The 25,091-nt window shown below is 29.4% G+C and carries 30 protein-coding genes and 2 pseudogenes; 25 read left to right on the top strand and 7 right to left on the bottom strand.

Features of this window, described 5'->3' with window-relative positions:
- The first annotated feature begins 263 nt into the window (after positions 1-263).
- Entirely contained in the window at positions 264-1,841 is a 1,578-nt protein-coding gene (locus tag GXK56_RS01715; protein WP_160684083.1) for a [FeFe] hydrogenase, group A, read from the top strand.
- Positions 1,842-2,016: 175 nt separating this feature from the next.
- Here the strand turns inward: GXK56_RS01715 and GXK56_RS01710 are convergent, their stop codons facing one another.
- Positions 2,017-3,027: an MBL fold metallo-hydrolase gene (locus GXK56_RS01710; protein WP_160684080.1), complete on the bottom strand. Its 1,011-nt coding sequence runs from the start codon at positions 3,025-3,027 to the stop codon at positions 2,017-2,019.
- A 395-nt stretch (positions 3,028-3,422) separates the two neighbouring features.
- Positions 3,423-3,995, bottom strand: a complete 573-nt coding sequence (locus GXK56_RS01705; RefSeq protein WP_160684077.1) for a sigma-70 family RNA polymerase sigma factor — start codon at positions 3,993-3,995, stop codon at positions 3,423-3,425.
- 421 nt (positions 3,996-4,416) lie between these two features.
- Between GXK56_RS01705 and GXK56_RS01700 the strand changes: the two genes are divergently transcribed.
- The 10 genes and pseudogenes from GXK56_RS01700 (at position 4,417) to arsB (ending at position 11,154) form a co-directional block, all read left to right on the top strand.
- Positions 4,417-5,511, top strand: coding sequence for a lysozyme inhibitor LprI family protein (locus GXK56_RS01700; RefSeq protein WP_160684074.1), 1,095 nt, complete (start codon positions 4,417-4,419; stop codon positions 5,509-5,511).
- Positions 5,512-5,940: 429 nt separating this feature from the next.
- A complete protein-coding gene (gene trpS / locus GXK56_RS01695) occupies positions 5,941-6,930 on the top strand; it encodes a tryptophan--tRNA ligase (protein ID WP_160684071.1) in 990 nt (329 codons plus the stop codon).
- Between the two features lie 230 nt (positions 6,931-7,160).
- On the top strand, positions 7,161-7,793 hold the full coding sequence (locus tag GXK56_RS01690) for a PDDEXK nuclease domain-containing protein (protein WP_243155982.1): 633 nt from the start codon (positions 7,161-7,163) through the stop codon (positions 7,791-7,793).
- A gap of 95 nt (positions 7,794-7,888) precedes the next feature.
- Positions 7,889-7,990 (top strand): phage replisome organizer N-terminal domain-containing protein, encoded by a 102-nt coding sequence (locus tag GXK56_RS28685; protein WP_347707926.1) that lies wholly within the window; start codon positions 7,889-7,891, stop codon positions 7,988-7,990.
- On the top strand, positions 7,965-8,300 hold the full coding sequence (locus GXK56_RS28680; protein WP_347707925.1) for a phage replisome organizer N-terminal domain-containing protein: 336 nt from the start codon (positions 7,965-7,967) through the stop codon (positions 8,298-8,300). Before GXK56_RS28685 ends, GXK56_RS28680 begins: the two co-directional genes overlap by 26 nt.
- 50 nt (positions 8,301-8,350) lie before the next feature.
- Positions 8,351-8,656, top strand: coding sequence for a hypothetical protein (locus GXK56_RS28675; protein ID WP_347707932.1), 306 nt, complete (start codon positions 8,351-8,353; stop codon positions 8,654-8,656).
- Positions 8,574-8,783, top strand: a pseudogene (locus GXK56_RS28000) (AAA family ATPase); the annotation flags it as partial. The gene GXK56_RS28675 and the pseudogene GXK56_RS28000, both read left to right, overlap by 83 nt.
- A gap of 367 nt (positions 8,784-9,150) precedes the next feature.
- A complete protein-coding gene (locus GXK56_RS01675) occupies positions 9,151-9,468 on the top strand; it encodes a metalloregulator ArsR/SmtB family transcription factor (protein WP_160684068.1) in 318 nt (105 codons plus the stop codon).
- Positions 9,469-9,626: 158 nt separating this feature from the next.
- Entirely contained in the window at positions 9,627-10,037 is a 411-nt protein-coding gene (locus GXK56_RS01670; RefSeq protein ID WP_160684065.1) for an arsenate reductase ArsC, read from the top strand.
- A 67-nt stretch (positions 10,038-10,104) separates the two neighbouring features.
- Entirely contained in the window at positions 10,105-11,154 is a 1,050-nt protein-coding gene (arsB, locus tag GXK56_RS01665) for an ACR3 family arsenite efflux transporter (RefSeq protein ID WP_160684062.1), read from the top strand.
- Positions 11,155-11,241: 87 nt separating this feature from the next.
- Here arsB and GXK56_RS01660 read toward each other — a convergent pair whose 3' ends face one another.
- Positions 11,242-11,742, bottom strand: coding sequence for a GNAT family N-acetyltransferase (locus GXK56_RS01660; RefSeq protein ID WP_160684059.1), 501 nt, complete (start codon positions 11,740-11,742; stop codon positions 11,242-11,244).
- A gap of 117 nt (positions 11,743-11,859) precedes the next feature.
- Positions 11,860-12,342, bottom strand: a complete 483-nt coding sequence (locus GXK56_RS01655) for a MarR family transcriptional regulator (protein WP_160684056.1) — start codon at positions 12,340-12,342, stop codon at positions 11,860-11,862.
- Positions 12,343-12,598: 256 nt separating this feature from the next.
- Here GXK56_RS01655 and GXK56_RS01650 point away from each other — a divergent pair, with 256 nt between their 5' ends.
- Positions 12,599-13,039 (top strand): GyrI-like domain-containing protein, encoded by a 441-nt coding sequence (locus GXK56_RS01650; RefSeq protein ID WP_160684053.1) that lies wholly within the window; start codon positions 12,599-12,601, stop codon positions 13,037-13,039.
- 131 nt (positions 13,040-13,170) lie between these two features.
- Positions 13,171-14,043, top strand: a complete 873-nt coding sequence (locus GXK56_RS01645; RefSeq protein ID WP_160684050.1) for a radical SAM protein — start codon at positions 13,171-13,173, stop codon at positions 14,041-14,043.
- A gap of 59 nt (positions 14,044-14,102) precedes the next feature.
- Here the strand turns inward: GXK56_RS01645 and GXK56_RS01640 are convergent, their stop codons facing one another.
- Positions 14,103-14,321, bottom strand: a complete 219-nt coding sequence (locus GXK56_RS01640) for a DUF2922 domain-containing protein (RefSeq protein ID WP_160684047.1) — start codon at positions 14,319-14,321, stop codon at positions 14,103-14,105.
- Between the two features lie 136 nt (positions 14,322-14,457).
- Entirely contained in the window at positions 14,458-14,682 is a 225-nt protein-coding gene (locus tag GXK56_RS01635) for a DUF1659 domain-containing protein (RefSeq protein WP_160684044.1), read from the bottom strand.
- A 228-nt stretch (positions 14,683-14,910) separates the two neighbouring features.
- On the opposite strand from GXK56_RS01635, the gene GXK56_RS01630 reads away from it, so the two are divergent.
- The 9 genes from GXK56_RS01630 (at position 14,911) to panD (ending at position 22,559) form a co-directional block, all read left to right on the top strand.
- Complete coding sequence (locus GXK56_RS01630; protein WP_160684041.1) at positions 14,911-15,735, top strand: type II CAAX endopeptidase family protein; 825 nt, start codon at positions 14,911-14,913, stop codon at positions 15,733-15,735.
- A gap of 148 nt (positions 15,736-15,883) precedes the next feature.
- Complete coding sequence (locus GXK56_RS01625; RefSeq protein ID WP_160684038.1) at positions 15,884-16,294, top strand: GNAT family N-acetyltransferase; 411 nt, start codon at positions 15,884-15,886, stop codon at positions 16,292-16,294.
- A gap of 61 nt (positions 16,295-16,355) precedes the next feature.
- A complete protein-coding gene (locus tag GXK56_RS01620) occupies positions 16,356-16,853 on the top strand; it encodes a GNAT family N-acetyltransferase (protein WP_160684035.1) in 498 nt (165 codons plus the stop codon).
- A gap of 376 nt (positions 16,854-17,229) precedes the next feature.
- Positions 17,230-17,703 carry an IS200/IS605 family transposase gene (gene tnpA, locus GXK56_RS01615; RefSeq protein ID WP_160684032.1) on the top strand — a complete coding sequence of 158 codons (474 nt, stop codon included), beginning with the start codon at positions 17,230-17,232 and terminating at the stop codon, positions 17,701-17,703.
- Between the two features lie 138 nt (positions 17,704-17,841).
- Positions 17,842-18,852 (top strand): galactose ABC transporter substrate-binding protein, encoded by a 1,011-nt coding sequence (locus tag GXK56_RS01610; protein ID WP_160684029.1) that lies wholly within the window; start codon positions 17,842-17,844, stop codon positions 18,850-18,852.
- Positions 18,853-19,115: 263 nt separating this feature from the next.
- Positions 19,116-20,138 carry a Rossmann-like and DUF2520 domain-containing protein gene (locus GXK56_RS01605; protein ID WP_160684026.1) on the top strand — a complete coding sequence of 341 codons (1,023 nt, stop codon included), beginning with the start codon at positions 19,116-19,118 and terminating at the stop codon, positions 20,136-20,138.
- Positions 20,138-20,965: a 3-methyl-2-oxobutanoate hydroxymethyltransferase gene (gene panB / locus GXK56_RS01600; protein ID WP_160684023.1), complete on the top strand. Its 828-nt coding sequence runs from the start codon at positions 20,138-20,140 to the stop codon at positions 20,963-20,965. Before GXK56_RS01605 ends, panB begins: the two co-directional genes overlap by 1 nt.
- Positions 20,966-21,154: 189 nt before the next feature.
- Positions 21,155-22,006, top strand: a complete 852-nt coding sequence (gene panC / locus GXK56_RS01595) for a pantoate--beta-alanine ligase (protein ID WP_160684020.1) — start codon at positions 21,155-21,157, stop codon at positions 22,004-22,006.
- Between the two features lie 178 nt (positions 22,007-22,184).
- Positions 22,185-22,559 (top strand): aspartate 1-decarboxylase, encoded by a 375-nt coding sequence (panD, locus tag GXK56_RS01590; protein WP_160684017.1) that lies wholly within the window; start codon positions 22,185-22,187, stop codon positions 22,557-22,559.
- Positions 22,560-22,602: 43 nt separating this feature from the next.
- On the opposite strand, the gene GXK56_RS01585 is transcribed toward panD, so the two are convergent.
- Entirely contained in the window at positions 22,603-22,959 is a 357-nt protein-coding gene (locus GXK56_RS01585) for an Ig-like domain-containing protein (protein WP_243155981.1), read from the bottom strand.
- Between the two features lie 117 nt (positions 22,960-23,076).
- On the opposite strand from GXK56_RS01585, the gene GXK56_RS01580 reads away from it, so the two are divergent.
- The 3 genes and pseudogenes from GXK56_RS01580 to GXK56_RS01570 form a co-directional block, all read left to right on the top strand.
- A complete protein-coding gene (locus GXK56_RS01580) occupies positions 23,077-23,523 on the top strand; it encodes a hypothetical protein (RefSeq protein ID WP_160684011.1) in 447 nt (148 codons plus the stop codon).
- A gap of 162 nt (positions 23,524-23,685) precedes the next feature.
- A complete protein-coding gene (locus tag GXK56_RS01575; RefSeq protein WP_160684008.1) occupies positions 23,686-24,198 on the top strand; it encodes a hypothetical protein in 513 nt (170 codons plus the stop codon).
- A gap of 512 nt (positions 24,199-24,710) precedes the next feature.
- Positions 24,711-25,091, top strand: a pseudogene (locus GXK56_RS01570) (group II intron reverse transcriptase/maturase); the annotation flags it as partial.

The raw sequence follows: 25,091 nt of genomic DNA, 5'->3' as shown, positions 1-25,091 counted from the left end.
AAATGAACTATAAAATAATAAAGAATGAATACATAATAGTTTTTCGCAAAGGAGAATGGAATTATACATTTTTATCATGCTACCTTATTAGAATCATCATTATCAATGGAACTCCAAGCTTTGCTGATATTATGGTATATAACTTATTAATAGAGGTATATAGATTATTAATGTTTATGAGTAATTTGATATTTGTCTTTAGTATAAAAATTTTATTTGAAATCATATATTTAAATGTAAGTATTTAAGATATGAGGATGTATATGAGTAAATCAAAGAAAAGTAGAGCTCAGGAAGATAATATTATCCAAATAAATAAGAAAAAATGCATTGGATGTACAGCTTGTGCATTTACATGCGCTAAAGAAACTAAGATATCTGTATTAAAAGCAGTTGATAATGGGAAGAGGACAGTAGATCCAAAACAAGTTACCTTTGGGGCTAGTGGCTGTATTTATTGTGGACAATGTACACTTGCATGTCCAACAACAGCTATTAATGTTAGAAATGATTTAGCTTTAGTAAAGGAAGCCTTAAGCAGCGGAAAATATTTAATATTAACAGCAGCTCCAGCAGTGAAAGCAACACTAGGTGAAGAATTTAATCTTCCAATAGGAACATTTGTAGGTGGAAAAATAGCGCCATCTGCTAAAAAGATAGGATTTCAAAATGTTTTTGATACAGATTTTGGAGCTGACATGACAGTTGTAGAAGAAGGAAATGAACTTATAAAAAGAATTGCAAATAAAGAGAATTTACCTATGTTTACTTCTTGCTGCCCTTCTTGGGTACGCTATGCTGAACTTTTTCATCCAGAAATATTAAGTAATATTTCAACCTCAAAGTCACCACAGCAAATGATGGGGGCAAGTATAAAAACATATTTTGCAGATACATATAATGTTTTACCTACTAATATAGTTACAGTATCTGTAAAACCATGCGCTGCTAAAAAATATGAAGCTGAAAGAGAAGAAATGGGGAGAAATGGTTATAAAGATATTGATATAGTTTTAACCATTAGAGAATATGCAGAGCTTTTAAAAGAAAATGGAATAGATATAACAGCAATACCAGATGAAAAAACAGATCAATTTATGGGAGAATATACTGGAGCAGCAGTTATATTTGGAGCAAGTGGAGGTGTTATGCAGGCAACTCTTAGAACATTAACTAATTATTTAAAAGGTGATGTGTCAAAAGTTAAAAATATTAAGTTTGATAAAATAGATGGATATGAAGATATAAAAGAAGCAGCTGTAAACCTTGGAGGACAAAATTATAAGGTTGCAATTGTAAATAGCTTAAAAGAAATTGAAAAATTTTTAACCAGTGGAAAATGGAAAGATTATATATTTATTGAAGTTATGGCATGTCCAGGTGGATGTATAAATGGAGGAGGAACTCCAAGAATAGAAAAGAAATCTCATATTAATGGAGAGTTATGCATAGCCTGTGGTACTTGCATAGAAAATTGTCCAGTTGGAGCTATACAATACAATGCACAAGGAAGAGCGGAAGTTCAAATGGATAAATGTGTTGGATGTCAATTATGTAGCAATATATGCAGAGCTATGGCAATAAAAATGAACTATTATGATAAAGCTTCAAATAAACCTTTAGAAGAAAGTTATGTAAGACTAAGAACGGATGTTTTAAAAAACATTGATAAAAGCTCAACAATAAGAATTTCAGATGAAAATGAAAATCTTCAGAATATGTATAAGAATTATATGGGAGAGCCTGATGGAGAAAAAGCTAATAACGTACTTCACACTAATTATATAGATAGATCATCTCAACTTGAAAATAAGTACAATAGAAAAAGAAAAAAACATTAATTCAAATTATATTATCTGTTCAAGAAATTGAGTAGTTTTTTAAAGGCAATAACCATATTGGAGTGCTCATGTGCACTTCAAGTGGTTATTGCCTTTTTATCATGCTACCTTATGAGAAATATTATTATCAATAACAAATCCAAGCTTTGCTCATATTATGGTATTTATCTTGCTTCTATTTTTCTACGGAAGTGACAGTTACATTGTTAGATGAATCTTTAGTGAAGCGATACCACTTATGGGTTTCTGGTGAAACAAAACTTGTTGTGGTTCCTTTCAAGTTTCCTCGCTTTGCACATTGCTCACTAATAGAATTAAGATCACTCATACTAAATTTTTCTTGATGATAAGGAACGGCTGCTTTAGGATTAACAGAAGCTATGAAATCTCCAAGCATAGTAGCCTCTGGATTTTCTCTATTACTTGTATTGAAGGTAGTTCCATCACCTAAATTATTAGCAGCCATTTGGTAGAACATTAAATCAGGATTAGTTCCTATATAATTATATTTTCTATATTCGGATGGTATTTGCCCACCCCAAATAAGAATAGTAAAGCCTTCTTTTGTAGTTATTTTATAGTTCAATAAAATACAGCCTGTCTCAAAAAATTCAAACCTAAAAGAATCAAATTGTCCATCTTTGTTGAAGTAAATTGAAACAGTTTTAGGGTCTTTAGATATATACTTTCTAGTTGTGTGCTTGCCAAAGAAGGTTTCAAGTGTGAAATCAGGAAATTCAAGTTTATCATTGTTTGAAACACCTTGAACATTATAATTTATACTACCTATTTCATAGACGTAGTTAAAGGAACTTATAGCTGATTCAGGCATTACAACTGGAACACTTGGGTATTTCTTTAGTATATATGGAAAGTCTTGGCTATGATCAAAGTGAGTATGTGTAAATAGTACGTAATCACAACCATCAACAATATCAGCAGCAGTCTTTGTTTTGTCGAGTATGTATTTATTATCTACATTGTGATAATAAGGATCTATAACAATATTTTTGCCATTAGGAAGTTTAATCTCATTGAAAGCATAACCATTCCATTTAATACGTACTGAAGGCATTGAATTTTTATCCCAAGTTGATGTAGCCATATCTTTTTCAAGAATAGCAGAAGCCGCACATTTTTGATTTTTATTAATAGTCTCGTTGGACGAGTTGATTTCTTTTTTCATAGAATAATCCTCCCTAATATTAATAGTCTTTATTTCATGCTATAAATACTAATATGATAATTTTATAATATTACATAAACTACACACCTAAAAATCTATGTGAAAATATTTATAGTGCTAGACTTTTCTGCGATTTTAAATAGTAAAACCCTCTTAATATAATGATATTATGTAAATTACAACAAATACAAAAACATCAATAATTAGGAGGATTTGATTATATGAACAATATATCACAAACTAATGAAAATAAAAATGACGTTATAAAATCTATATTAAGTTTTGTAAAACATTTTAAGGTTATGTCTGCTTTGAAAAAAGCAAACTATGTATAAGGAAAAAGATCCAAGGTTAAAAATATTGATTAACCTTGGATATTTTTATGCAAATAAATTTTATTGAGGCTGAGTCATAGATATTAAAAGTTTCCTTAAAATAGCATCACGTCTTTGGCAAGCAGTTGAATAGCACATATTTTTTAAATAAGAATAAGTTCTAATTGTGTTATTTTTATAAAATACGAAATCAATAAATTTCTTTTCTTCTTCAGTTAATTTATTAAGCGCTAATTTAAGTTCTTCATAATCACAATATTGAAAAAATGAATCTTCTAGGCTAATATCTGGGGAAAGTAACTCTGCTTCAACATCTGCATGAAGACTAAGTGCATCATTGCCATCAGTGGAGTTTCTTATTCTAACTCTTTTGATAAGATCATTTAGATTATTTTTAATTCCATTCATTGCATAGGCAACAAATCTATGCTTTTCTAAATTGTATAAGGAAACACATTTAAAAAGAGTTTCATAGCATTGGTTTTGAATGTCTTGTGTTTCGTATCTGTCTATGAAAGTTCTTTTAGAGAGATTATGTATGAAGGGCTTAAATTCTTCTGCTAATTTTTCTTTTGAAGATTCATCATTATTTTTGCAGTTGGTAACTAGTTGTTCAATGTATTCAAAATTCATAAAAACACCACCCTTTGAGTCAGTTAGCAGTTAACAGTTTACAGTTGTGGAGAACTTGGTGAGAGGAAAGTTTGGGTTAGGTTTGAAATATTATATATATAGGATATATGATAATAGTGTGTATATTCTATATGGAAATAAAAAATATTTTATGAAGGTCGAGATTAGTATAAATAATCTTGGACATGGATAATTTCGAAAAACTATAGTATATAAATAATTTGTATTATATACTATAATTGTTAAATTAGACATCAATATTATTAAGCGTTAGGGTAGAAAGTTAGCGCTATGACCCTATACCAACCTGCATTATGTAAGGTGGTCCAGCTAAAAAAGATAAGGAGATTAGGATAAAATATTAGTTTATCATTCTCTTATTCTTAGGTAAATTAATCACATTTTATTAGGAGCGATTTATATGAAATCTAAAATTATAGGTTTATTTCTTGCCTTTCTGTTAAGTATTTCCCTTACTGCTTGTTCAAATAATACAAGCAGTTCAACTCCAGATAGCAAAAGTGAAAGTACGAAAACTCAGTTAACGTCTAAAGATAATAAGGCTTTAGCATTGGATGCATATAAAGAAGTATTACTAAATAAAGCAGAATTTTTTAGCAATGATAATAATAAAAATGTTTACATAAATGATTTTTTAACTAATAAAGAGATTTATGGAACTGTATTTACATTAAGCCGTTTTACAGTACTTGATATGGATAATGATGAAATACCTGAAGTTGTTCTTGAATTAAAAGTTGACAATCATGTAGAGTTTTACGAAGTTTTGCATTATATGAATGATAAAGTTAATGGAAATATTCAAGTGCAAAGAGGTTTTAGAAATCTTAAAACAGATGGAACAATGAGTTATTCCAATAGTGCATTTAACAATGGATATATGAAATTAAGTTTTGAAGCAAATTCTAGTGAAGCACACATATTAGGTTATCATGATACAGAGAATAAAGATAATGTAGCGACACAAACATACTTTATTGATAATAAACCTGTTACACAAGAAGCATATAATGCGTTTACTAAAGCACAAGAGGAAAAAAAGGATGCGGTTTGGTATAAATTTTCTGAAGGGAATATTGAAGCGGTAATAAATGATTATAAATCTAGTACTAATCCAGAAAACAATAATGATAATCAAAAGACTGAAAAACAGAAATATAAAGAAAAACTAGACAAAATTCAATTAGTTTTTGATGGATTTGACGCTGCTGCTGCTCCTACCAATGATATGTATCAAGAAGAAATTAAAGAACATAAAGAATGGGATGATGAATTAAATAAGATATATGGTATATTAAAAGGTCAATTATCCCAAAGTGATATGAAAAAGCTACAAAATGAAGAAATCCAATGGATAAAGGATAGAGATGCTAAAGCAAAAAAGGATTCAGAAGAAATGGCTGGTGGTTCTATGGAAAAAGTTTTATATGAGGGATCTTTAGTAAAATCAACAAGAGAAAGATGTTACGAATTGGTAGATAAGTATATGAAATAATGTGATTTGCCATTATAATTCTTTCTTAATCAAAGGATAAGGAAGATAAAACAAGACTGAGCTGTAAATTGACAAAATAGATTTTTAAGATATATAATGTAAATATAATTTAAACCGTTGAGTAAGAGTAGTAAATATAAGAGTTTGAATTTTCAGAGAGCTATTGATGGTGAAAATATAGCATTTCAATCTATATTGAATGGACTTATGAGGGCAACTCGAAAGCTTTGCAAGTAGGTGTTGACGGAAATCCTAACCGTTATGATGGAAGCGTATGTTAGTACGTGATAATTGCTTTTTAGGTGGCAAACAGAATAGTAAGCTTCTGTCCTTTTGAGGACAGGAGTTTTTTTATTTTTAAGGAGATGGTTTTATGGAAGATGGTTGGTGGTATCTATAAAAAAATAATAATTAAAGGAGATTTTTTAAATGGAACGTATTTTAACAGGTGATAGAACAACAGGCAGACTACATTTGGGACACTATGTTGGGAGTCTTCAAAACAGAGTAAGGTTACAAAATGAATATGATACCTTCATTATATTAGCAGATGTTCAAGCATTAACTACTCATTTTGAACGACCAGAGTTAATAAATAATAGTATTTACGATGTTGCAATTGACAATTTATCAGTAGGGTTAGAACCAAACAATATAACTATGTTTTTACAATCACAAATAAGTGCAATTGCAGAATTAACAGTATTATATTCAATGCTTGTTTCAGTAAACTCATTACGTCATAATCCAACTATAAAAACAGAAGCTAAACAATATGGATATGATGATTTAAGCTATGGTTTTTTAGGCTATCCTGTAAGTCAAACAGCAGATATAACGTTTTGTAATGCAGATTTAGTTCCAGTTGGTGATGACCAACTTCCACATATAGAGCAATCGAGGAAAATTGTAAGACGGTTTAATGATTTGTATGGTAACGGGAAGGATATTATTAAAGAACCAAAAGCACTATTAAGTAGTAATCCAAGATTAATTGGATTAGATGGAAATGCAAAAATGGGTAAAAGTCTCGGCAATGCAATATTTTTATCAGACACTGTTGAAGAAGTTAATTCAAAAGTAAAGACTGCAACTACAGATGTTAATAGAATAAAAGTAACGGATAAAGGAAATCCTGATATATGTACTGTTAGCAAATATCACCAGGTTTTCAACGAAAGTGAACACAAAAATATCTGTGAAATGTGCAGAAATGCTAATATTGGTTGTGTAGCTTGTAAAAAGCTTTTAGCAGAAATAATCAATTGTCTTATTGCTCCATTCAGAGAAAAACGAGCTTATTATGAGGAGCATAAATCAGAGGTACGTGACATTATACTTACAGGTAGTGAAAAGGCCAATATAGTTGGTAATCAGACTGTTGAAAAAATTAAAATAGCGATGAATATTCATATATAATAAATCTAAATAACTAAATTAAGGCTTACTTTAACTGTAAGCCTTAATTTATGAACAATATTTTGTTTTTTTCACAATCACAGCATAAGAACATTTTACTTATCATTTCAAAATAGTCACGCACTGCGTGACCAATTAAGTTGGACTCATTATAGACTAATAATAAAAGTTGATGATGAAAAAAGAGAAATTTTTATATAGATGAGTGTATCAAAAGTAATTGGAGTACAATGCAGTTAGAAAGACAAATTAACTCCTTTTACTATGAAAGACTATTATCAACTCAAAAAGAAAATATAGATGAAGTTAGAAATGAAATAAAACAATTAGAACCAGAAAGAAACATAAATGATATGGTAAAAGATCCATATATACTAGAATTTCTAAATTTAAAAGAAAACAAAAAATTTCTAGAAAAGGATTTAGAACAAGGTTTAATAGATAATTTACAAGAATTTTTATTAGAGCTAGGAAAGGGTTTTTCATTTGTAGGAAGACAAAGGAGAATACCAGCAGATGGAGAACACTTTTACATAGATTTAGTTTTTTACAATTATCTTCTTAAATGCTTTGTACTAATAGACTTAAAATTAGAGAAATTAACCAATCAAGATATAGGACAAATGGATTTTTCTGTTAGGTATTATGAGAAAGAAATAAAGGGTGAAGATGATAACCCAACAATAGGGATTATATTATGCTCTGAGAAAAATGAAACTATAGTAAAATACTCGATTTTAGAAGAAAGTAAACAAATTTTCGCATCAAAATATATGATTTATATGCCTACAGAAGAAGAATTAAAAAGAGAGATAAATAAAGATAGAGAACTTTTTGAAATTGAGAAAGGGGACTTTAGCTAAAATATTAAATAATGAAATTGTAAAAATAAATATCTTATAAATATGAAAAACACAAGAGAAAATTCAGTTATCTTAGAATTTTCCCCTGTGTTTTTTTGTTTAATTATAAAAAAATAAAATTAATAGATGCTATGCCAGAAAGAGATACTATTCATTACATATGGATAAAGAATGCTTTTACTTGGTGGGGAGCTTAACGCTAATGGGGAAATATTTTTATCTTATGGAAAGCCTCTTACTGCAAAGATGTTAGCCATATTATTTTCAAGACCTTTACAGGATATAAAGCTTGCACTAAAGGTATTATCACGCTTTGAAATGATTGAAATAGCAGCTGATAAGGTGATTAAAATTGTAAACTGGAACAAATATCAAAATGTAGAAGGCATGGAAAAGGTTAGTGAGCAAAATAGAAAAATAGCTGAGGATTTTAGAGAAAAGAAAAAGAATGAGAAAAGAGATAAAGATAAAAATACCAAAAGTGAATCCAAAACGAAGAGGATATAAATCTTAAAGCAATAGAGCTTATGCATTATCATGAAAAAATAACTGGAAAAGTGGGTACCTGCAATTATGTAGCTCTTAGGGCTGCTATTGAAATTTATGGAGAAAAGTGGGTTAAGATGGCTATGGATGTTGGCTTCGAAAGAAACTGTCCAGACATTAAGTATGCTATTGGAATACTGAAAAACTGGAAAAGAGATGGGTATACAGAAAATTTTAAGGAGGTGAAGAAAAATGAGTTTAGAAGCAATGGAAAGGGTAGTTCGCCAGATAAGAATGAATTTGCAGGATTCAAGCCAAAGGAACCACGAAAACTTACAGAAGCAGAAAGAAGGAAAATCGAAGAAAACCTTATATAAGTGTGAAAAATGCTCAGATACAGGATGGATACTCATTCCACAGGAAAATATGCAGCCTCTAGCTGTTGCTTGTGAATGCAAGAAAACAACAAAACTAAAAAATGAGTGGAAGTATTCAGTAATTAATTAAGAAAAATACTAGGAATTAATGAAGGAGATCCGGTTGAAATAGTCAAGGTAAATAATGATGTTGTATTGAGAAAATACAGTGAGGGATGCATATTTTGTGGAAGCGTCAAAAATATAAAAGATTTTAAAAATATGCAAGTTTGCAATGGATGTAGAAGGGCTTTAGGTGAAGTATAAAAAAGACAAGGAAAAAGATTCACGATTATTTTGTAACAACAATTTAGATTTTGAATAAAGTGAGTATATAGATTGTTGTTTATTTACTATTAACACAATGTTAAAAATAATGGTTTAATATTGAAAGAATATAGATAATAATCTATACTATAAATAGATAAACATCTATATAGAAAGGTGTGAGTAATATGGATTATGAGGAAAATGCAAAAAAATTTAGAGCATTATCTGATTCAAGTAGGTTAAAAATATTAGATATCTTATCTTGTGGTGAAAAATGTGCATATGATATTTTAGAAAATTTCGATTTTACTCAACCTACACTTTCACATCATATGAAAGTGCTAAGTGAATGTGGTCTTGTATCGGTTCGAAAAGAAGGGCTTTGGAATTACTACAAATTAAATATTAATAATTGTAATAAGCTCACATTATTTATGATGAGCATGGTAACAGAAACAGAAGATTGTATTTGCAGGGATAAATCAAATTGTACTTGTAAATAAAAATTATAATGTAAAGTAGTTAATGAAATTCAATGGATTAATAAAGTTGATGAAATTTCAAAAGGAAATTTTGCACTTATTAAATGTAAGGCTGAAGAAGTAAGTGGAAAAAATTAGATTAATTTAATTCAATAAATTATAAGGGAGAGATAAAATAGATGAAAACAAAAGTAGCATTTATATGCGTTCATAATTCATGTAGATCACAAATGGCAGAGGCACTAGGAAAACTTTATGGAAGTTCAGTATTTGAAAGCTATTCTGCTGGAACAGAAACAAAACCTCAAATAAATCAAGATGCAGTAAGAATCATAAAGGATTTATATAATATCGATATGAATGAAACACAAAGCTCTAAACTTTTAGCAGATATTCCAACTGTAGATATTGTTATAAAAATGGGATGTAATGTTGTATGCCCATTTTTACCAGCAAAGCACACAGAAGATTGGGGATTAGATGATCCATCTGGCAAAAGCGATGAAGAATTTATTAGAACAGCAAAAATCATAGAAGAAAAGGTAAAAGATCTGGCTAGAAGAATTAGTCATGGTGAAATTAAATTATAGTAAGTAATGAATAATTAAAAAGTCATTGTTCCAAGCAATAATAAAAAATAGAAAGAAGGGGATTTTAATGAGTAACAAATCATCAAGATTATCATTCTTAGACCGATATCTGACATTATGGATATTTGCTGCAATGGCACTAGGAATATTACTTGGATGGGGAGTTCCAGCATTATCAGAGGGGCTTGCAAGTTTATCTATTGGAACAACATCTATACCAATAGCCATAGGGCTGATAGTTATGATGTATCCACCACTTGCAAAAGTAAATTATAAAGAACTTGGAAAAGTATTTAAAAATCCAAAAGTTCTTGGATTATCATTAGTTCAAAATTGGTTTATTGGACCTGCTTTAATGTTTATACTTGCTTTTGTATTTTTGAAATCTGATTCAGAACTTATGACTGGACTTATTCTTATTGGACTAGCTAGGTGTATAGCTATGGTAATTCTTTGGAACAGTTTAGCAGATGGAGATAATGAATATGCAGCAGCATTAGTAGCATTTAATTCAATATTTCAAGTAGTATTTTATTCAGTTTTTGCATATTTCTTTATTACAGTATTACCCCCTATATTTGGACTTACAGGATATGAAGTTCATATTTCCATGGGAGAAGTAGCAACGTCTGTGGCTATTTATCTTGGTATTCCCTTCTTATTAGGAATGCTAACTAGACTTATATTAGAGCCTATGAAAGGAACAGAATGGTATGTAAATAAATTTGTACCTAAGATTAGCCCATTAGCTTTAATAGCTTTGTTATTTACAATTGTTGTAATGTTTATGTTTAAAGGCAAATACATTGTAGAGTTACCTATGGATGTTATTAAAGTAGCAATACCACTTGTAATATATTTTATAGTAATGTTCTCTATATCATTCTATATAAGTTACAAATCAGGTATAAATTATCACCAAACTACTACTTTATCATTTACTGCTGCAAGTAATAACTTCGAATTAGCAACAGCAGTTGCGGTTGCAGTATTTGGAATTGAATCCATGGTAGCCTTTGCGGCTGTAATAGGTCCACTAATAGAAGTACCAGTAATGATAGGTTTAGTAAATGTGGCCTTGTACTGGGGAAGAAAGTATTTTTCATATTCTAAATAAGTATTAAAATTATTCAAAAATAGTAGATAATCATGCTATATATAAACATGATTATCTATTATTTTTTTGACTATAACTTAAGCTAAACTAATAAATACCAACTGTTTTGCTTCTGCGTTCCATTAATACTGTGTCATGCCATATGCCATTATCCATCTTAGCAACCTTTTCTCTTATGCCTATTTCTCTAAAGCCACATTTTTTTTGCAATTCTATACTAGCTGTATTTTCTCTTATTATTCCAGATTGTAATGTCCAGAAATTATTTTCCTCTGATAGTTCAATTAGACTTATCATAAGAGCTTTTCCAACACCTAAACCTCTATACTTTTCACCTATGTAAATGCTCACTTCAGCTACACCTCCATAAACGCATCTACTTGAAGTTGGACTTAGTACTGCAAAGCCAAGTATTTTTCCTTCTGATTTAGCTACTAATCTGCAGGATTTGATATGGCCAGCATTCCAGTCTTCAAAGCTTGGAATTGAATTTTGAAAGGTAGCAATCCCTGTATTAATGCCTTCAAGATAGATTTTTGAAACTTCTTCCCAATCTGAGTCTTTCATTTCTTCAATTTTATAATTCATTAATTTTATACTCCTTTATTTAATTTAATAATTTAGTATTATTTTTAAGTTAGTCAAGCATTTCTAAGTTGTCCTAATTTAGAAGCAACTAGATGAAAATATTTTTACTTCTATCTATTATTTATTACATTTGTTATTTTGATCAGTGATATTGCATGTGAATGGATCATGATTTTTATTAATAGCTTCAATAATAATACTTAATCCACTTAAAGCAGTTAGTTGATCTTCTTTAGGAATATTATCAAAAATGCTTTTAAATTTGGCATCCATTTTATTTTCTATATCTTGAAAAAGACTTAATCCTTTGCTTGTTAAACTTATTAATACACTTCGTCTATCAGTTTCAGATGGAATTCTAACTACAAATTTCTTTTTTACAAGACTATCTACAGTTCTACTCATAGTACTAATATCTAAGCCTAAAATATTAGCTAATTCTTTTAGGGATATGCTTTTGGATCTTCCTATTTCAACTAATGCATGGCATTGTGCTAATGTAACCTCTATGCAACATGACTCTTGCTTGTTTAATAATCCAAGTTTTCTTTCAAGTAATCTTATGGACTCTCTAAAATTTTTACTATTGATTTCGTTCAAAAATATCACTCCTTAAGCAAATAATAACATATTTGATTGTAATATACAACTATTGTATTTACAAAGTATTATTTATTATGATATTGCTAATCAGAACTTGTATTAATATAAGATAAGTATTAAAAATAAAGATTTAAATTTGATAAAAGATTAAAATAGAAAATAAAAAAATGCTTTAAATTATTCTTAATATGACATATAGTTGTCATATTAATCTAAGTATAATAATCTTATCAAATATATGGAGGTTATGAATATGAGGTATGAAGTTGTTAATTTAGAAGAAAAGATAGTTGTAGGAGTTAGTGCTACCACAGGAAATGAAGATCCTAATATGGGAAAAATAATTGGAGGTCTTTGGGAAAAGCTGTATCAAGGTGGTAATAATGAAACAGTAAAAAATAAGGTAAATGAATATGCCATAGGACTTTATTCAGATTATGAAGACAATAAATATTTAGTTACTGTAGGGAATGAGGTATTTAAGGCTGAAAATGAAGGACTTACTATAAAGAAAATTCCAGCAGGGAAATATGCTAAGTTTTCTATTGAAGGACATATGGAAAAAGCAGTTGCAGAAGCCTGGAATGAAATTTGGAAAATGGATTTAGATAGAAGCTATGAAGCAGATTTTGAAGAATATTTAAATTCAGATTATAATAATGCTAAGATTGATATTTATATTTCATTGAAATAATTATTAAGAGATATATGTTCCAATTAAAATTCTACATATACTTTTAGAAATCCTGAAAGGATTTAATCAATACACTGTTAATTGTACATTGTTAATTGGAACATATATATTTAGAAAGGAGTTATGATTTTATGCATGATGTGATGGCAAAGTGTATACTATCTAGTAATAATGGAATGAATATTTATAGAGGGTGTACACATGGATGCATATATTGTGACGCAAGAAGTCTTTGTTATGGAATGGATCATATGTTTGAAGACATTGAGATTAAGGCTAATGTGCTCCAGTTATTAGAGGATGCACTGAAAAGAAAAAGAAAAAAGTGCATGATTGGAACAGGTGCAATGAGTGATCCATATATTCATCTAGATGAAAAACTTCAAAACACAAGAAAGTGTTTAGAGATAATTGATAAATATGGATTTGGATTAGCAATACAAACTAAATCAAATAGAATATTAAGAGATTTGGACTTGCTAAAAAGTATAAATAATAAAGCAAAGTGCGTTGTGCAGATGACCTTAACAACTTATGATGAAGAATTATGCAAAATTATAGAGCCAAATGTTTCTACAACAAAAGAACGCTTTGAAGTTTTAAAAATAATGAGGGATAATAAAATTCCTACAGTAGTTTGGTTAAGTCCAATTTTACCTTATATAAATGATACAGAGGATAATATAAGAGGGATTTTAAATTATTGTATAGAAGCTAAAGTTAAAGGAATTATAGTATTTGCTATTGGGTTAACATTAAGAAATGGAAATAGGGAATATTATTATAAGAATTTAGATATGCATTTTAAAGGTTTAAAAGATAAATATATAAGACAATATGGGAACAGCTACGAAATATTAAGTAAAAATCATGAAAAATTAATTAAAATTATTAGAGAAACCTGTCATAAGAATAATATTATTTGTGATGTAGGAGAAGTTTTTAACTATATGAGAACTTTTGAAGAGAAAAATAATGAAGTTCAAATAGGTTTTGATATATAGAAAATTAAATAATAAAAAAAGAAGCTCATCATTTTAAAATGGGCTTCTTTTTAGTGGAATTAAGCAACAGTATACTTAGTAATTTTTCTTTCAGTAAGATGAGCACTTTCCTTTTGAGTAAGAGCACCAGTTGTTGTCAAAAAGATGTTCTTTGTTATTATTGTGTCCATTAAAGAATTGGCTTCAGCTTCAGTAATAGTAGCTTTAATTCCAGTTATGCTTAAAGTTGATTTTGCACCTTTTTCAGTTAAGAAAACCATTTGTAATACATATTCCATTTAATTTACACCTCCTTCTTTTCAATTAACAATTAAAAGTTAACAATAAACAATTAAGGATGAGATTACTGGGTAATCTCTAAAAAATATTGTGGTTTTTTGAGCTTGTTCATTAAATTGCTAACTTTTGCTTGAATTAAGCCTTGACTAAGTCAGTACTTACTATTAAAGCTACATTTCTGGAATTAGATTCCAAAATACCTTTAATAGCTTCAGCAACATCATAGGCATTTTGAAGATCCACATCATTTCTCAAATTAGAGAAAGATTTTTTACTATATACAGGATCCCCCGTCTTATCAGTACCTTTTTGAACTTCAATAGTCATTGAAGTTCCACTAACAACTTTATTTACAGCCATACTTTTCAACTCCTTTCATTTGATTTTCATTTAGGATATATGTGGGGGAAGGAAAGATTACATATGAAGATGAAAAAACTTATTTCCATGTAAAAAATTTAGTAAACTTCTAAACCCGAGTTTTAAGAAAATTATAAGATATAGTTAAGAATAACTGAATGTTAAAAAATTATAATTGATATATAGCAATTAAAAATAGCAAATGGAAAACTAAAAGGAGAATAAAAAATGAATATTATAAAAAGGTTTGATGAGCACAAAGTACTATTATATTTGACTAATACTTTTCTGTTTACATGGATATTTTGGATTATTTCATTTACTTCAAGTAGTTCGAGTGTGAATGGAATTTTCCGTATAATAGGTTCTTTAATGCCAAGCCTAATGGCTATAATTCTTACGAAATTTTTTTATGGAAGAAGCGGTTTAAGAGATCTGTTCAAAAAGTTAACTTTATGGAGGGTTAATCCTTTTTTTTATGCTTTTATACTTCTTTATTCAATAGCATCGTTTTATATCCCATCATTTATCTGTAATATAGCAGGAGCAGACTATACAATTACTGTTAAAAATCAGATGTTTGGGTTTAATCTTCATAATCCTTTATCTTTAATAGCTTGCCTATTAGTTATTTTGATTTTTGGCGGTCCGCTTGGTGAAGAACTTGGATGGAGAGGATTTGTATTACCAACGCTTCAGAAAAAGTATTCAATATTATTATCTGGCATAATAGTAGGAGCTATTTGGACATGTTGGCATATACCAATGTTTTTATTTCACATTGAAGGATATGATAATTTTGTAATATATCTTCTACAAACTATTTTATTAAGTATTATATATACATGGTTATATAACCATGTAAAGGGAAGTTTATTAATTCCGATTTTATATCACACCATTGATGATTTTATTCCATCTATATGCTTTCCTGAATTTTTGAAAAACTTTAATATGTATTCAATTATTTATTGGATAATACAATTAACAGTTTTACTATTTATTATATATAACATTGCCCCAAAAACATCAAATAAGTTTCAGGAAGGGTAGTTTTTTTAGTAATATTTGTGTAGGTAAATTAAATATGCTATTTAGAAATATATGTTATAATTTATTTGTGCTGGTAATTTGTGGCTGTATAGTCTTAAAATAAGGGGCAAAAGTATGCCAGATCATATTATAAATATTTGGAGGGATTATGGGTATAACATATAATACAAGAAAAGATTTACCAATTGAACACCTGCATAAATTATTTATAGCAGTAGGTTGGTCAGATGGAACCGAAACACCATTTATGTTAGAGAATTTCAATATGCCATTTATTAATTCAACTGTAGTTATTTCAGCATGGGAAAATGGCTGTTTAGTTGGATGTGTAAGGGTCCTTAGTGACAAAATATTTAGATCCGTAATTTATTATTTAGCAGTTTTACCAGAATTCCAAAACAAAGGAATAGGGAAAGAACTTATAAAGAGATGCATTGAACATTTTCCAGATTCAGAGTGGTTAGTTGGAACATTAGAAAAAACTGCAAGTTATTATGAAAAAATCGGGTTTAAAGTTGATCAAGGAGTCTTCTTAAGCATAGCTTCTAAATGGTTTTAAAGAAGTTTATTAAGGAAAAGGTAAAGAAGAACTATTAAGTTAATACATAAGGGGATACTATATGAGTATTATATTTAAAAAAATAAGTGATTTTAATCGAGGAACAATCTTTGAATTATTAAAAGATGCATATTCATTTGATAGCAGATTTGAAGAAAGATGGATTTCTAATTGGGAAGATTGCGATGACTTTTACTTTGATAATTTGATAATTGCAGATAGGTATGGATTTATTACAACTTTAGATGATCAACCTATTGGATTTGTTGGATGGGATCCTAGAAACATGCCAGAGTATGCTGAAATTGGATATAACTGCATTATTTCAAAACACAAAGGCAAAGGTTATGGGAAAATACAACTCCAAGAAGCAGTTAATAGAATATCTCAGAGTCATGTAAAAAAAATCATAGTAACTACAGATGATGTCCTAGTTCCAGCTCAAGGAATGTACGAGAGTGTGGGCTTTAAATTAGACAAGAAGTGGAAAGAGAAAAATGCTGATGATTTTGTTTGTGAGCATATAGATTACGTATTAACAGTTGAAGAAATTATTTAGTTTTTTATAGAATCGCATTTCCAAGAAATTGGATTTGCGATTTTTTAATGAGCAATACTAAATGGAAGTAGGTTATCTGAATTCACTTTAGAAAAAGTAAGGAATTGAAACTGCACATGTGGTTGTTATTCTTATATTTTTTTTGTAAATACACATAATAGAAATGTTAAATATATTATGAACATTAAATATATGGAGGATTACAATGGGAATTTTCAAAAAAATAACCACTCTTTTTGTTATATTTAGAATACCACCGGTTAGACCGGTGGTTCCGGAAAGCTTCTAGCTATGAGTAGAAAAAAACAATACCTCCGATGTAAAATAGTAGTAGGTTTGCCGACCACAACTAAAATACATAGGAGGTGTGTCCAAAATGGACAATAGCAGTTTAGCACATACTAAATGGAATTGCAAATATCACATAGTTTTTGCACCAAAGTTTAGGAGACAAATAATATATGGAAAGATAAAAGCAGATATTGGAGTAATACTTAGGAAATTATGTGATCATAAAGGAGTAGAAATCATAGAGGCAAATGCGTGTAAAGATCATATCCACATGCTTGTAAGTATACCACCTAAATTAAGTGTTTCAGCATTCGTGGGATATCTAAAAGGTAAGAGTTCACTTATGATTTTTGATAGACATGCAAATTTGAAGTACAAGTATGGCAATAGGCAATTTTGGTGCAGAGGATACTATGTTGATACTGTAGGTAGAAATAAAAAGATAATAGAAGAGTATATAAAAAATCAGATACAAGAAGATATAGCATATGAACAAATGAGTTTGAAGGAATATATTGACCCGTTTACGGGTGAGCCAGTAATTAAAGGCAAAAAATAAAGCACCTTTTAGGTGCAGCTAGTAAAGATATGCGGTTGGCAAACCGTTCGGTGTGCGAGTAGCACCGCCAGTAACAAAGCCTTATAGGCGCAGAGCAAGCCACCAGTTTTACTGGTGGTTCTGACTATACTTATAATTATGATCATATATTCATCAACAGGAGATATATCTACAAGTCCAGTTATTGCTAATAGAAGACAATTTAAGGTAGGAGTATTACTTTCTAACGTTAATAATCCATATTTAGCCTCAATTCAAAAAGCTTTAGAAGATATTCAAAGAGAGAATATAGATAAAGTCCAATTTACATTTTATGATGCTAGTGATAATCAAGTTATTCAAGAAACTACTATTAGCAACATACTCCAGGATCGAAATGAAGATTTTTTGTTAGTAAACTTAGTAAATAAAGGAGCAGATTCAGTAAAAAATCTTATTGATAAAGCAAAGCAATATGATATTCCAGTAATCCTTTTTAGTTCAGTACAGCCTGATACAATAGATATTATTAAATCATATAATAAAGCTTTTGTTGTATCAAGAGATGAGAAAGAATCTGGACAGTTAGAAGGAAAACTTGTTGTTGATGCATGGAATAGTGATAAGTCAAATATAGATAAAAATAAAGACGGTATATTACAATATGTTATGTTGCAAGCTTCAAATAATCTGCCAATAGCAGTTACTAGAACAAAAAGTGCTATTTCAACAATTGATAGTGCAGGAATAAGAACAGAAGAACTTGCACTTGTTAATTCTAATTTTGATAAGGAAATTGCTAAAGAATCCATTAAATCATTATTTCTTAGGTATAGTAATAATATAGAAGCAATAATTTCAAATAATGATTCAATGGCAATAGGAGCTATAGAAGCGTTACAAACCTATGGTTATAACATAGGTGATAAATCAAAGAATATAATTGTTGTTGGAATTGATAGAACACAAGAAGCAAAAGATTTAATTGATAAAGGCTTTATGACTGGCACTGTTGGTCATGATCCGAGATCATTAGCTTATACGGCTTACACTGTTGGGCTTAATTTGTATTCTGGAAAGGAGCCTCTGGAGGGTGTAAATTATAAGATTGAGGACAATGGAATTGAAGTACGTATACCTTCTGAAGTTTATAAAAAACAAGTAAAATAATAATGAAGAAATAGAGGAATTTTTAGAAATAATTAAATAAATATGATTTAATAAAATCATTTAAAACACGCTTCATGAGCAAAAGGCTATTAAATATGAGGCGTATTTTATTATTTGAAAATAAAAATTTACATTTTAATAAAAAATATTCCTATTGTTAAATTTAAAACATAGTGATAAAATGTCATTGGGTAGTATCTTAATAGAAGAGTTACACCATTTTTTTGAGCATTAATATTTATATAATACAACTCATATCTATAATGAATGAGATTGAAATTAGGATGTTGTATCACGACGATTACGGAGGTGATACTATTAAAATTGGATTTATTGGTCCTGGGAAGGTAGGCGTTAGTTTAGGTCGCTACTTTACTCATAAGGGATTAATTTTAAGCGGTTTTTATGGAACTAATACAGAAACAACTACAGACGCAGCTGAAATTACTAAATCAAAATTTTATGACAACATTCACGATATTATTAAAGACAGTGATATATTATTTATTACAACACCTGATGACATCATTTCAATTATAGATAAAGAATTATCAAAATTTGATCTAAAAAACAAATCTATTTGCCACGCTAGTGGTTCACTTAAATCAAATGTATTATGTAATGCCAAACAATTTGGAGCATTAGTCTATTCTATACACCCTATATATGCATTTTCAAACAAGAACACAGATTTAAAAGATATGGAAACAATATATTTTTCAATTGAAGGAGATTACTTTGATGTAGAAAATTCTAATTTAGGTCAAGTAATTACAACAATAGGGAATAAATATTTTCTAAGAGATGAGGAATCTTCTTCAACATACCATTTAGCTAATGTATTTGTTTCTAATCTCACTTTATCCTTATTAGACATTGGTACAAGTTACTTAAAGAAACTTGGGATAAATGAAACAGAAGCTTTGCAGGCTATTAAACCTTTGGTTCAAGGAAACATAGAAAGTATTGTTAAAAAGGGATTTGTTAATTCCTTAACAGGCCCAGTTTTAAGAGGTGATATAAGTACTATAGAAAAACACCTTTCTGTTTTGGAAAAGAAAGATGAAGTTTTATATAAGTCGTTATCTTTAAATTTATTAAACCTTGTGGTCAAGAGAGAAGAAAACCTAAGATTTGATAAAAATGAAAGTAAAGCTGATATAAGTAATTTAAATATAAAAGAAAATTCTGTGGAAGATTTAAAAAATGAAAATAGCATTGAAAATTTATTGAGAAATTCAAAAAAACATAAAGAAATCTATAAAATTTTAGGGGGACTAGAGTAGTGAAAAATACAGTAATGACATTTAAACAAGCAAAGACTGAAGGAAAGAAATTAAGTATGCTTACTGCCTATGATTATTCCATGGCAAAAATTATAGATGAAAGCGGAGTTAATGGTATCCTAATTGGAGATTCTCTTGGAATGGTAGTTAAAGGAGAAGAAGATACCTTATCAGTTACTATGGAAGAAGTGATTTATCACACAAAAGCTGTTAAAAGAGGTGCAAAAAATGCACTTGTAGTTAGTGATATGCCATTTTTATCATATCAAGTTTCTATTGAGCAAGCTGTATTAAATGCTGGAAGATTGGTTAAAGAAGGAGGAGCAAGTGCTGTTAAGCTTGAAGGTGGAGCAAATGTTGCAGCTCAAGTTAAGGCAATAGTAGATGCTCAAATTCCTGTTATGGGACATATTGGTTTAACACCTCAATCTGTAAATGCTTTTGGTGGATTTAAAATTCAAGGTAAAAGTGAAGCAGCAGCAAAACAACTTATTAAAGATGCTGTTTTATTAGAAAAGGCTGGAGCTTTTTCAATTGTACTAGAAGGAATTCCAGAAAAGGTAGCAGAGCTTATTACAAAAGCAGTATCAATTCCAACTATCGGAATAGGTGCAGGTAAACATTGCGATGGACAGATTTTAGTATATCAAGATATGTTGGGGATGTTTAGTGATTTTGTTCCTAAGTTTGTTAAGCAATATGCTAATTTAGGCATGATTATGAAAGAAGCTATTGGATCATATGTTAGTGAAGTTCAAGAAGGCGTTTTCCCAGAAGAAAAACATACTTTTAAAATAGATGAAAATGAATTAAAGAAACTATATTAATATTTGAAACGGTATGTATAAAAGCTAATAGATAGAATTCATCAAACCGGAATTTATTGAGTAGGTAAGAAGTAAAAAGTAATTTTTACCTCTTACTTCTTACCTGAAGCTTAACTTAACGTTATATTTTTGAATTTAATTAATTTGAAGTATATCTTAAATTTATTGTTATAAGAAAGAGGGTTAAAAATGTTAGTTAAGGAAATTAAAGAACTTAGAGCATTAGTTAAAGGGTGGAAAAGAGAAGGTCTTTCAGTAGGTTTTGTGCCAACAATGGGAGCATTACATGAAGGTCATGAAAGTCTAGTAAAAAGAGCAGTTGCAGAAAATGATAAGGTAGTAGTAAGCGTATTTGTAAATCCAACACAATTTGGGCCAAATGAAGATTATGAGGCTTATCCAAGAGATATAAATAAGGATTTAAACTTATGTATGAATGCAGGTGCTGCAGTTGTTTTTAATCCAGAACCTAGTGAAATGTATTTTGATAATAAATCAACTAGCGTAAGTGTTTCTAATCTTACAAGTGTACTTTGCGGAGCTAAAAGACCAGGGCATTTTGATGGAGTATGTTTAGTTGTTTCAAAATTATTTAATATAGTAACTCCAGATAGAGCTTACTTTGGGCAAAAAGATGCTCAGCAGGTAGCTGTTTTAAAAAGAATGGTTAGAGATTTAAATATAGATATAGAAATAATTCCATGTCCAATAATTCGTGAAGAAGATGGACTTGCAAAGAGTTCAAGAAATACGTATTTGTCTAAAGAAGAAAGAAAAGCTGCCTTAGTATTAAGCAGAAGTTTAAATTTAGCTAAAGACCTTTTAGATGGTGGAGAAAGGAATTCTGCTAAAATCAAAGAAGCAATGATAGAAGAAATAAATAAGGAACCATTAGCTAAAATTGATTATGTTGAAATAGTTGATAGTGATTCTTTAGAAAATGTTGAAAACATAGAAAAAAGCATTTTAGTTCCTATAGCTGTTTATATAGGAAAAACAAGATTAATTGATAATTTTACTTTTAGTATATTCAGCAATTAAAAGAGCAGCTATGCACTTCTGAAAGGTGCGTCTATGCCACAATTAGGAACTTATCTGCAATGATGAACTTTTGCACAATACGAAATTTTTTCTGAATCAGAAACTTAAATTAGGTAATGTTAAGGTAATAGTGAATAGTAAAAATTATAATAATGGAGCATATTTAGGAGGAGAAACAATGATACTAACAATGTTAAAAGGGAAAATACACAAAGCTACAATAACACAAGCAGAATTAAATTATATGGGAAGCATAACTATTGACAAAACATTAATGGAAGCATCAGGAATAATAGAAAATGAGAAGGTTCAAATAGTTGATATAAACAATGGAGAGAGATTTGAGACATATGTAATCCCTGGAAAGAGAGATTCGGGAGTTATTTGTGTAAATGGTGCGGCTGCAAGACTTGTGCAACCTGGCGATAAAGTTATAATTATTGCTTATGCTCAAATGGAAGAAGATGAAGCTAAAAAATATAAACCAGCTGTTGTATTTGTAAATGATGATAATACAATCAAAGAAATTACTAATTACGAATCTAATGAATAAAATTTGTTTAAATAAAGAGTGAGATATATAAAAATCTCACTCTTTATTTGCATATAATACGAATAAGTACACTTTCTATACGACTTCCTCCAAACTCATCTTCAACTACAAGCTGAAACAAGTCATATCCAGAAAAATTTCTTGTAGGTTTATAGATAATAGTAGATGAGTTTACAAGCAATAATTTTCCGTATTTAGGGTGTGACTCAATTTTTATAAAATTACAAGTATTACAACAGTTTATAACTTTTAAATCTAATAAGATAAATTCATCTGAATAAACATAAAATGGTTTAATTTCCTTAATTTCAATTTTGAAGTTACAAGGATGCACTGTAAATTCACATTCATCTTTACATTTTTCATTACTATCCAAAATAGCACTTCCTTCTATTTTCAATTATAACTCATATTATGCTTTCAAATTAATAATTGTACCATTTTTATATACAAATTAATACAATATTATATATAAAGTGTTAGTCAAGTATATATAGAAATTTTTTGGGAGGCTATTATGAACTTTAATAATGATCCATACGAAGAGGAATACATTGAGAAAATGGGAATGAATGAAAAATATCAAGAAAATGATAGTCAATATGATGATTGTTCATGTTCTGATGATTCAAATATCTACGTGAGCTGTAATTTAAAAGTTGATTTTGATACAAAAAATAGAGTTATTTATTTATGTCCAGGTAAAATTCAATATTTCACAGTTGATGTATTAAAATGTTGTGGTGATGTAACAATCAAATATATTGATGATTGCAAAAAAGATGAGATATGTGGAAATCTAGGTGTATATAAAATAGTTAAGTCAGGAATACTTGTAGAAACTTATTATAAATTAGATAAAAGAAAAAAAGACATTTTAAATTTTATAGCTATTGATAATTGCACTGGAGAATGTTATGAATTTGCTGTAATATTTAGCTGTAATCATTGTTGCTATTGTTAAAAGGTATTTTATATAGATGAGAAACGATTAGATTAATGATCAATAATCGTTTATTGTAACAATTGAAAAAAATGTAGATATAATATTATATAACGATATAAAGTGATTAAATAAAGAAAAAACTATATATAATTATATATGGCTAGATTTAGGAGGAAGGTTATGGAAAGGGAAGAGGTATTCAGCTCAAACGAACTAGATGACAATTTTTTTGAAAGAGATAGACACAGTGATGATTGTAGAAATTGTGAAGATTGTAGAGAATGTAAGATTCATGTACCTCCAATAAAGATAGATTGTGATTTAGATGTAGTTATTGGAAATAAAAATAAGATAATATACGTATGTCCTGGAAAATTACAATATTTCACAGCTTGTGCAGTTTGTTGTACCAGTGGTGAAAAAATTCAAATAGAATATTTAGGCGATAATATAAAATGTATATGTGGAGAAAAACTCATTTGGGGATGTCTTGGATATTATAAAATAGTAAAATCAGGTATAATTTTTATACCACGTCAAAAATTATTTAAATTGCGTCCTGATTGGTTCCCAACAGATATTTTACGCTTCAGAGCAATTGATAACTCAGGTAAAGAAGTTGTATTTGATGTTGTGTTCACTTTTTCTAAATGTGTAGATAATAATTGTAACAGGCATTGTAAATGCGACTAAATGGACAAGAAAATTATATGTAAATGAGAAATTCATGAATTAAATTAAAATTGAGGACATAATAATCAGATGCATTATTATGTCCTCTTTGTGTGTGCCCAGCATGGGCACGTACTAATCGGTGAAAGTCCGTAATGGGGGCTGATAGTGCCAACCATTAGCCTAAGACAAGGGTGTCCATTGTGAGATGGAATCTGAAGGAAGTCGGCGGCAAAGCCTTGGTCTGAGGTACACGAATCACATATGAGGCTTAATTCTGCGGGCAAGTCTGCGCAACAAGGCGAAACCCAATAACTATCCGAAGCGGAATGAGTAAATGTGGCAGATATATGAGGCGAAAGTGCGTGCTCTTACCTGGGGAGATCTGATAGATAAGTACCAAATGAAATAAATTTCTAGGATACAACCTATATAGTGATATATAGCTGAACTATCAGAAGTCAGCAGATGTCATAGTAACTCCGCTAGTCGCGATAGCGGATGAAGGACTGAACATTAGGAGGTTTACAACTTTGGATAAATCAAAGAAACTACAAAGAAAGCAGAAAACTCCATATAGAGACCAATTGATGGAAGTAGAAGTGGAACTTCAAGGTAAATCAAAGGTGCCGAGTAATTCTATGGTTTTACCAAATAGGGAAAGCGTAAACGATGAAGCATTTGATACTAGTAAATTACTTGAAGAAGTCTTAGAAAGAAATAATATGCTTTTAGCACTTAAAAGAGTAATTAGCAATAAAGGTAGTCACGGTGTTGATGGAATGAAGACCGATGAACTTCGTGAGCATATCAAGAAACACTGGGAAACCATTAAAGCTAAAATACTAGAAAATAAATATAATCCGTCACCTGTAAGGAGAAAAGAAATATCTAAACCAGATGGTGGAATTAGA

It is taken from the genome of Clostridium sp. C2-6-12 (assembly GCF_009928485.1).
GTDB lineage: Bacteria > Bacillota > Clostridia > Clostridiales > Clostridiaceae > Clostridium.
Note: the sequence above shows the minus strand (reverse complement) of the source record. Positions and strands in the feature narration are given on the sequence as shown.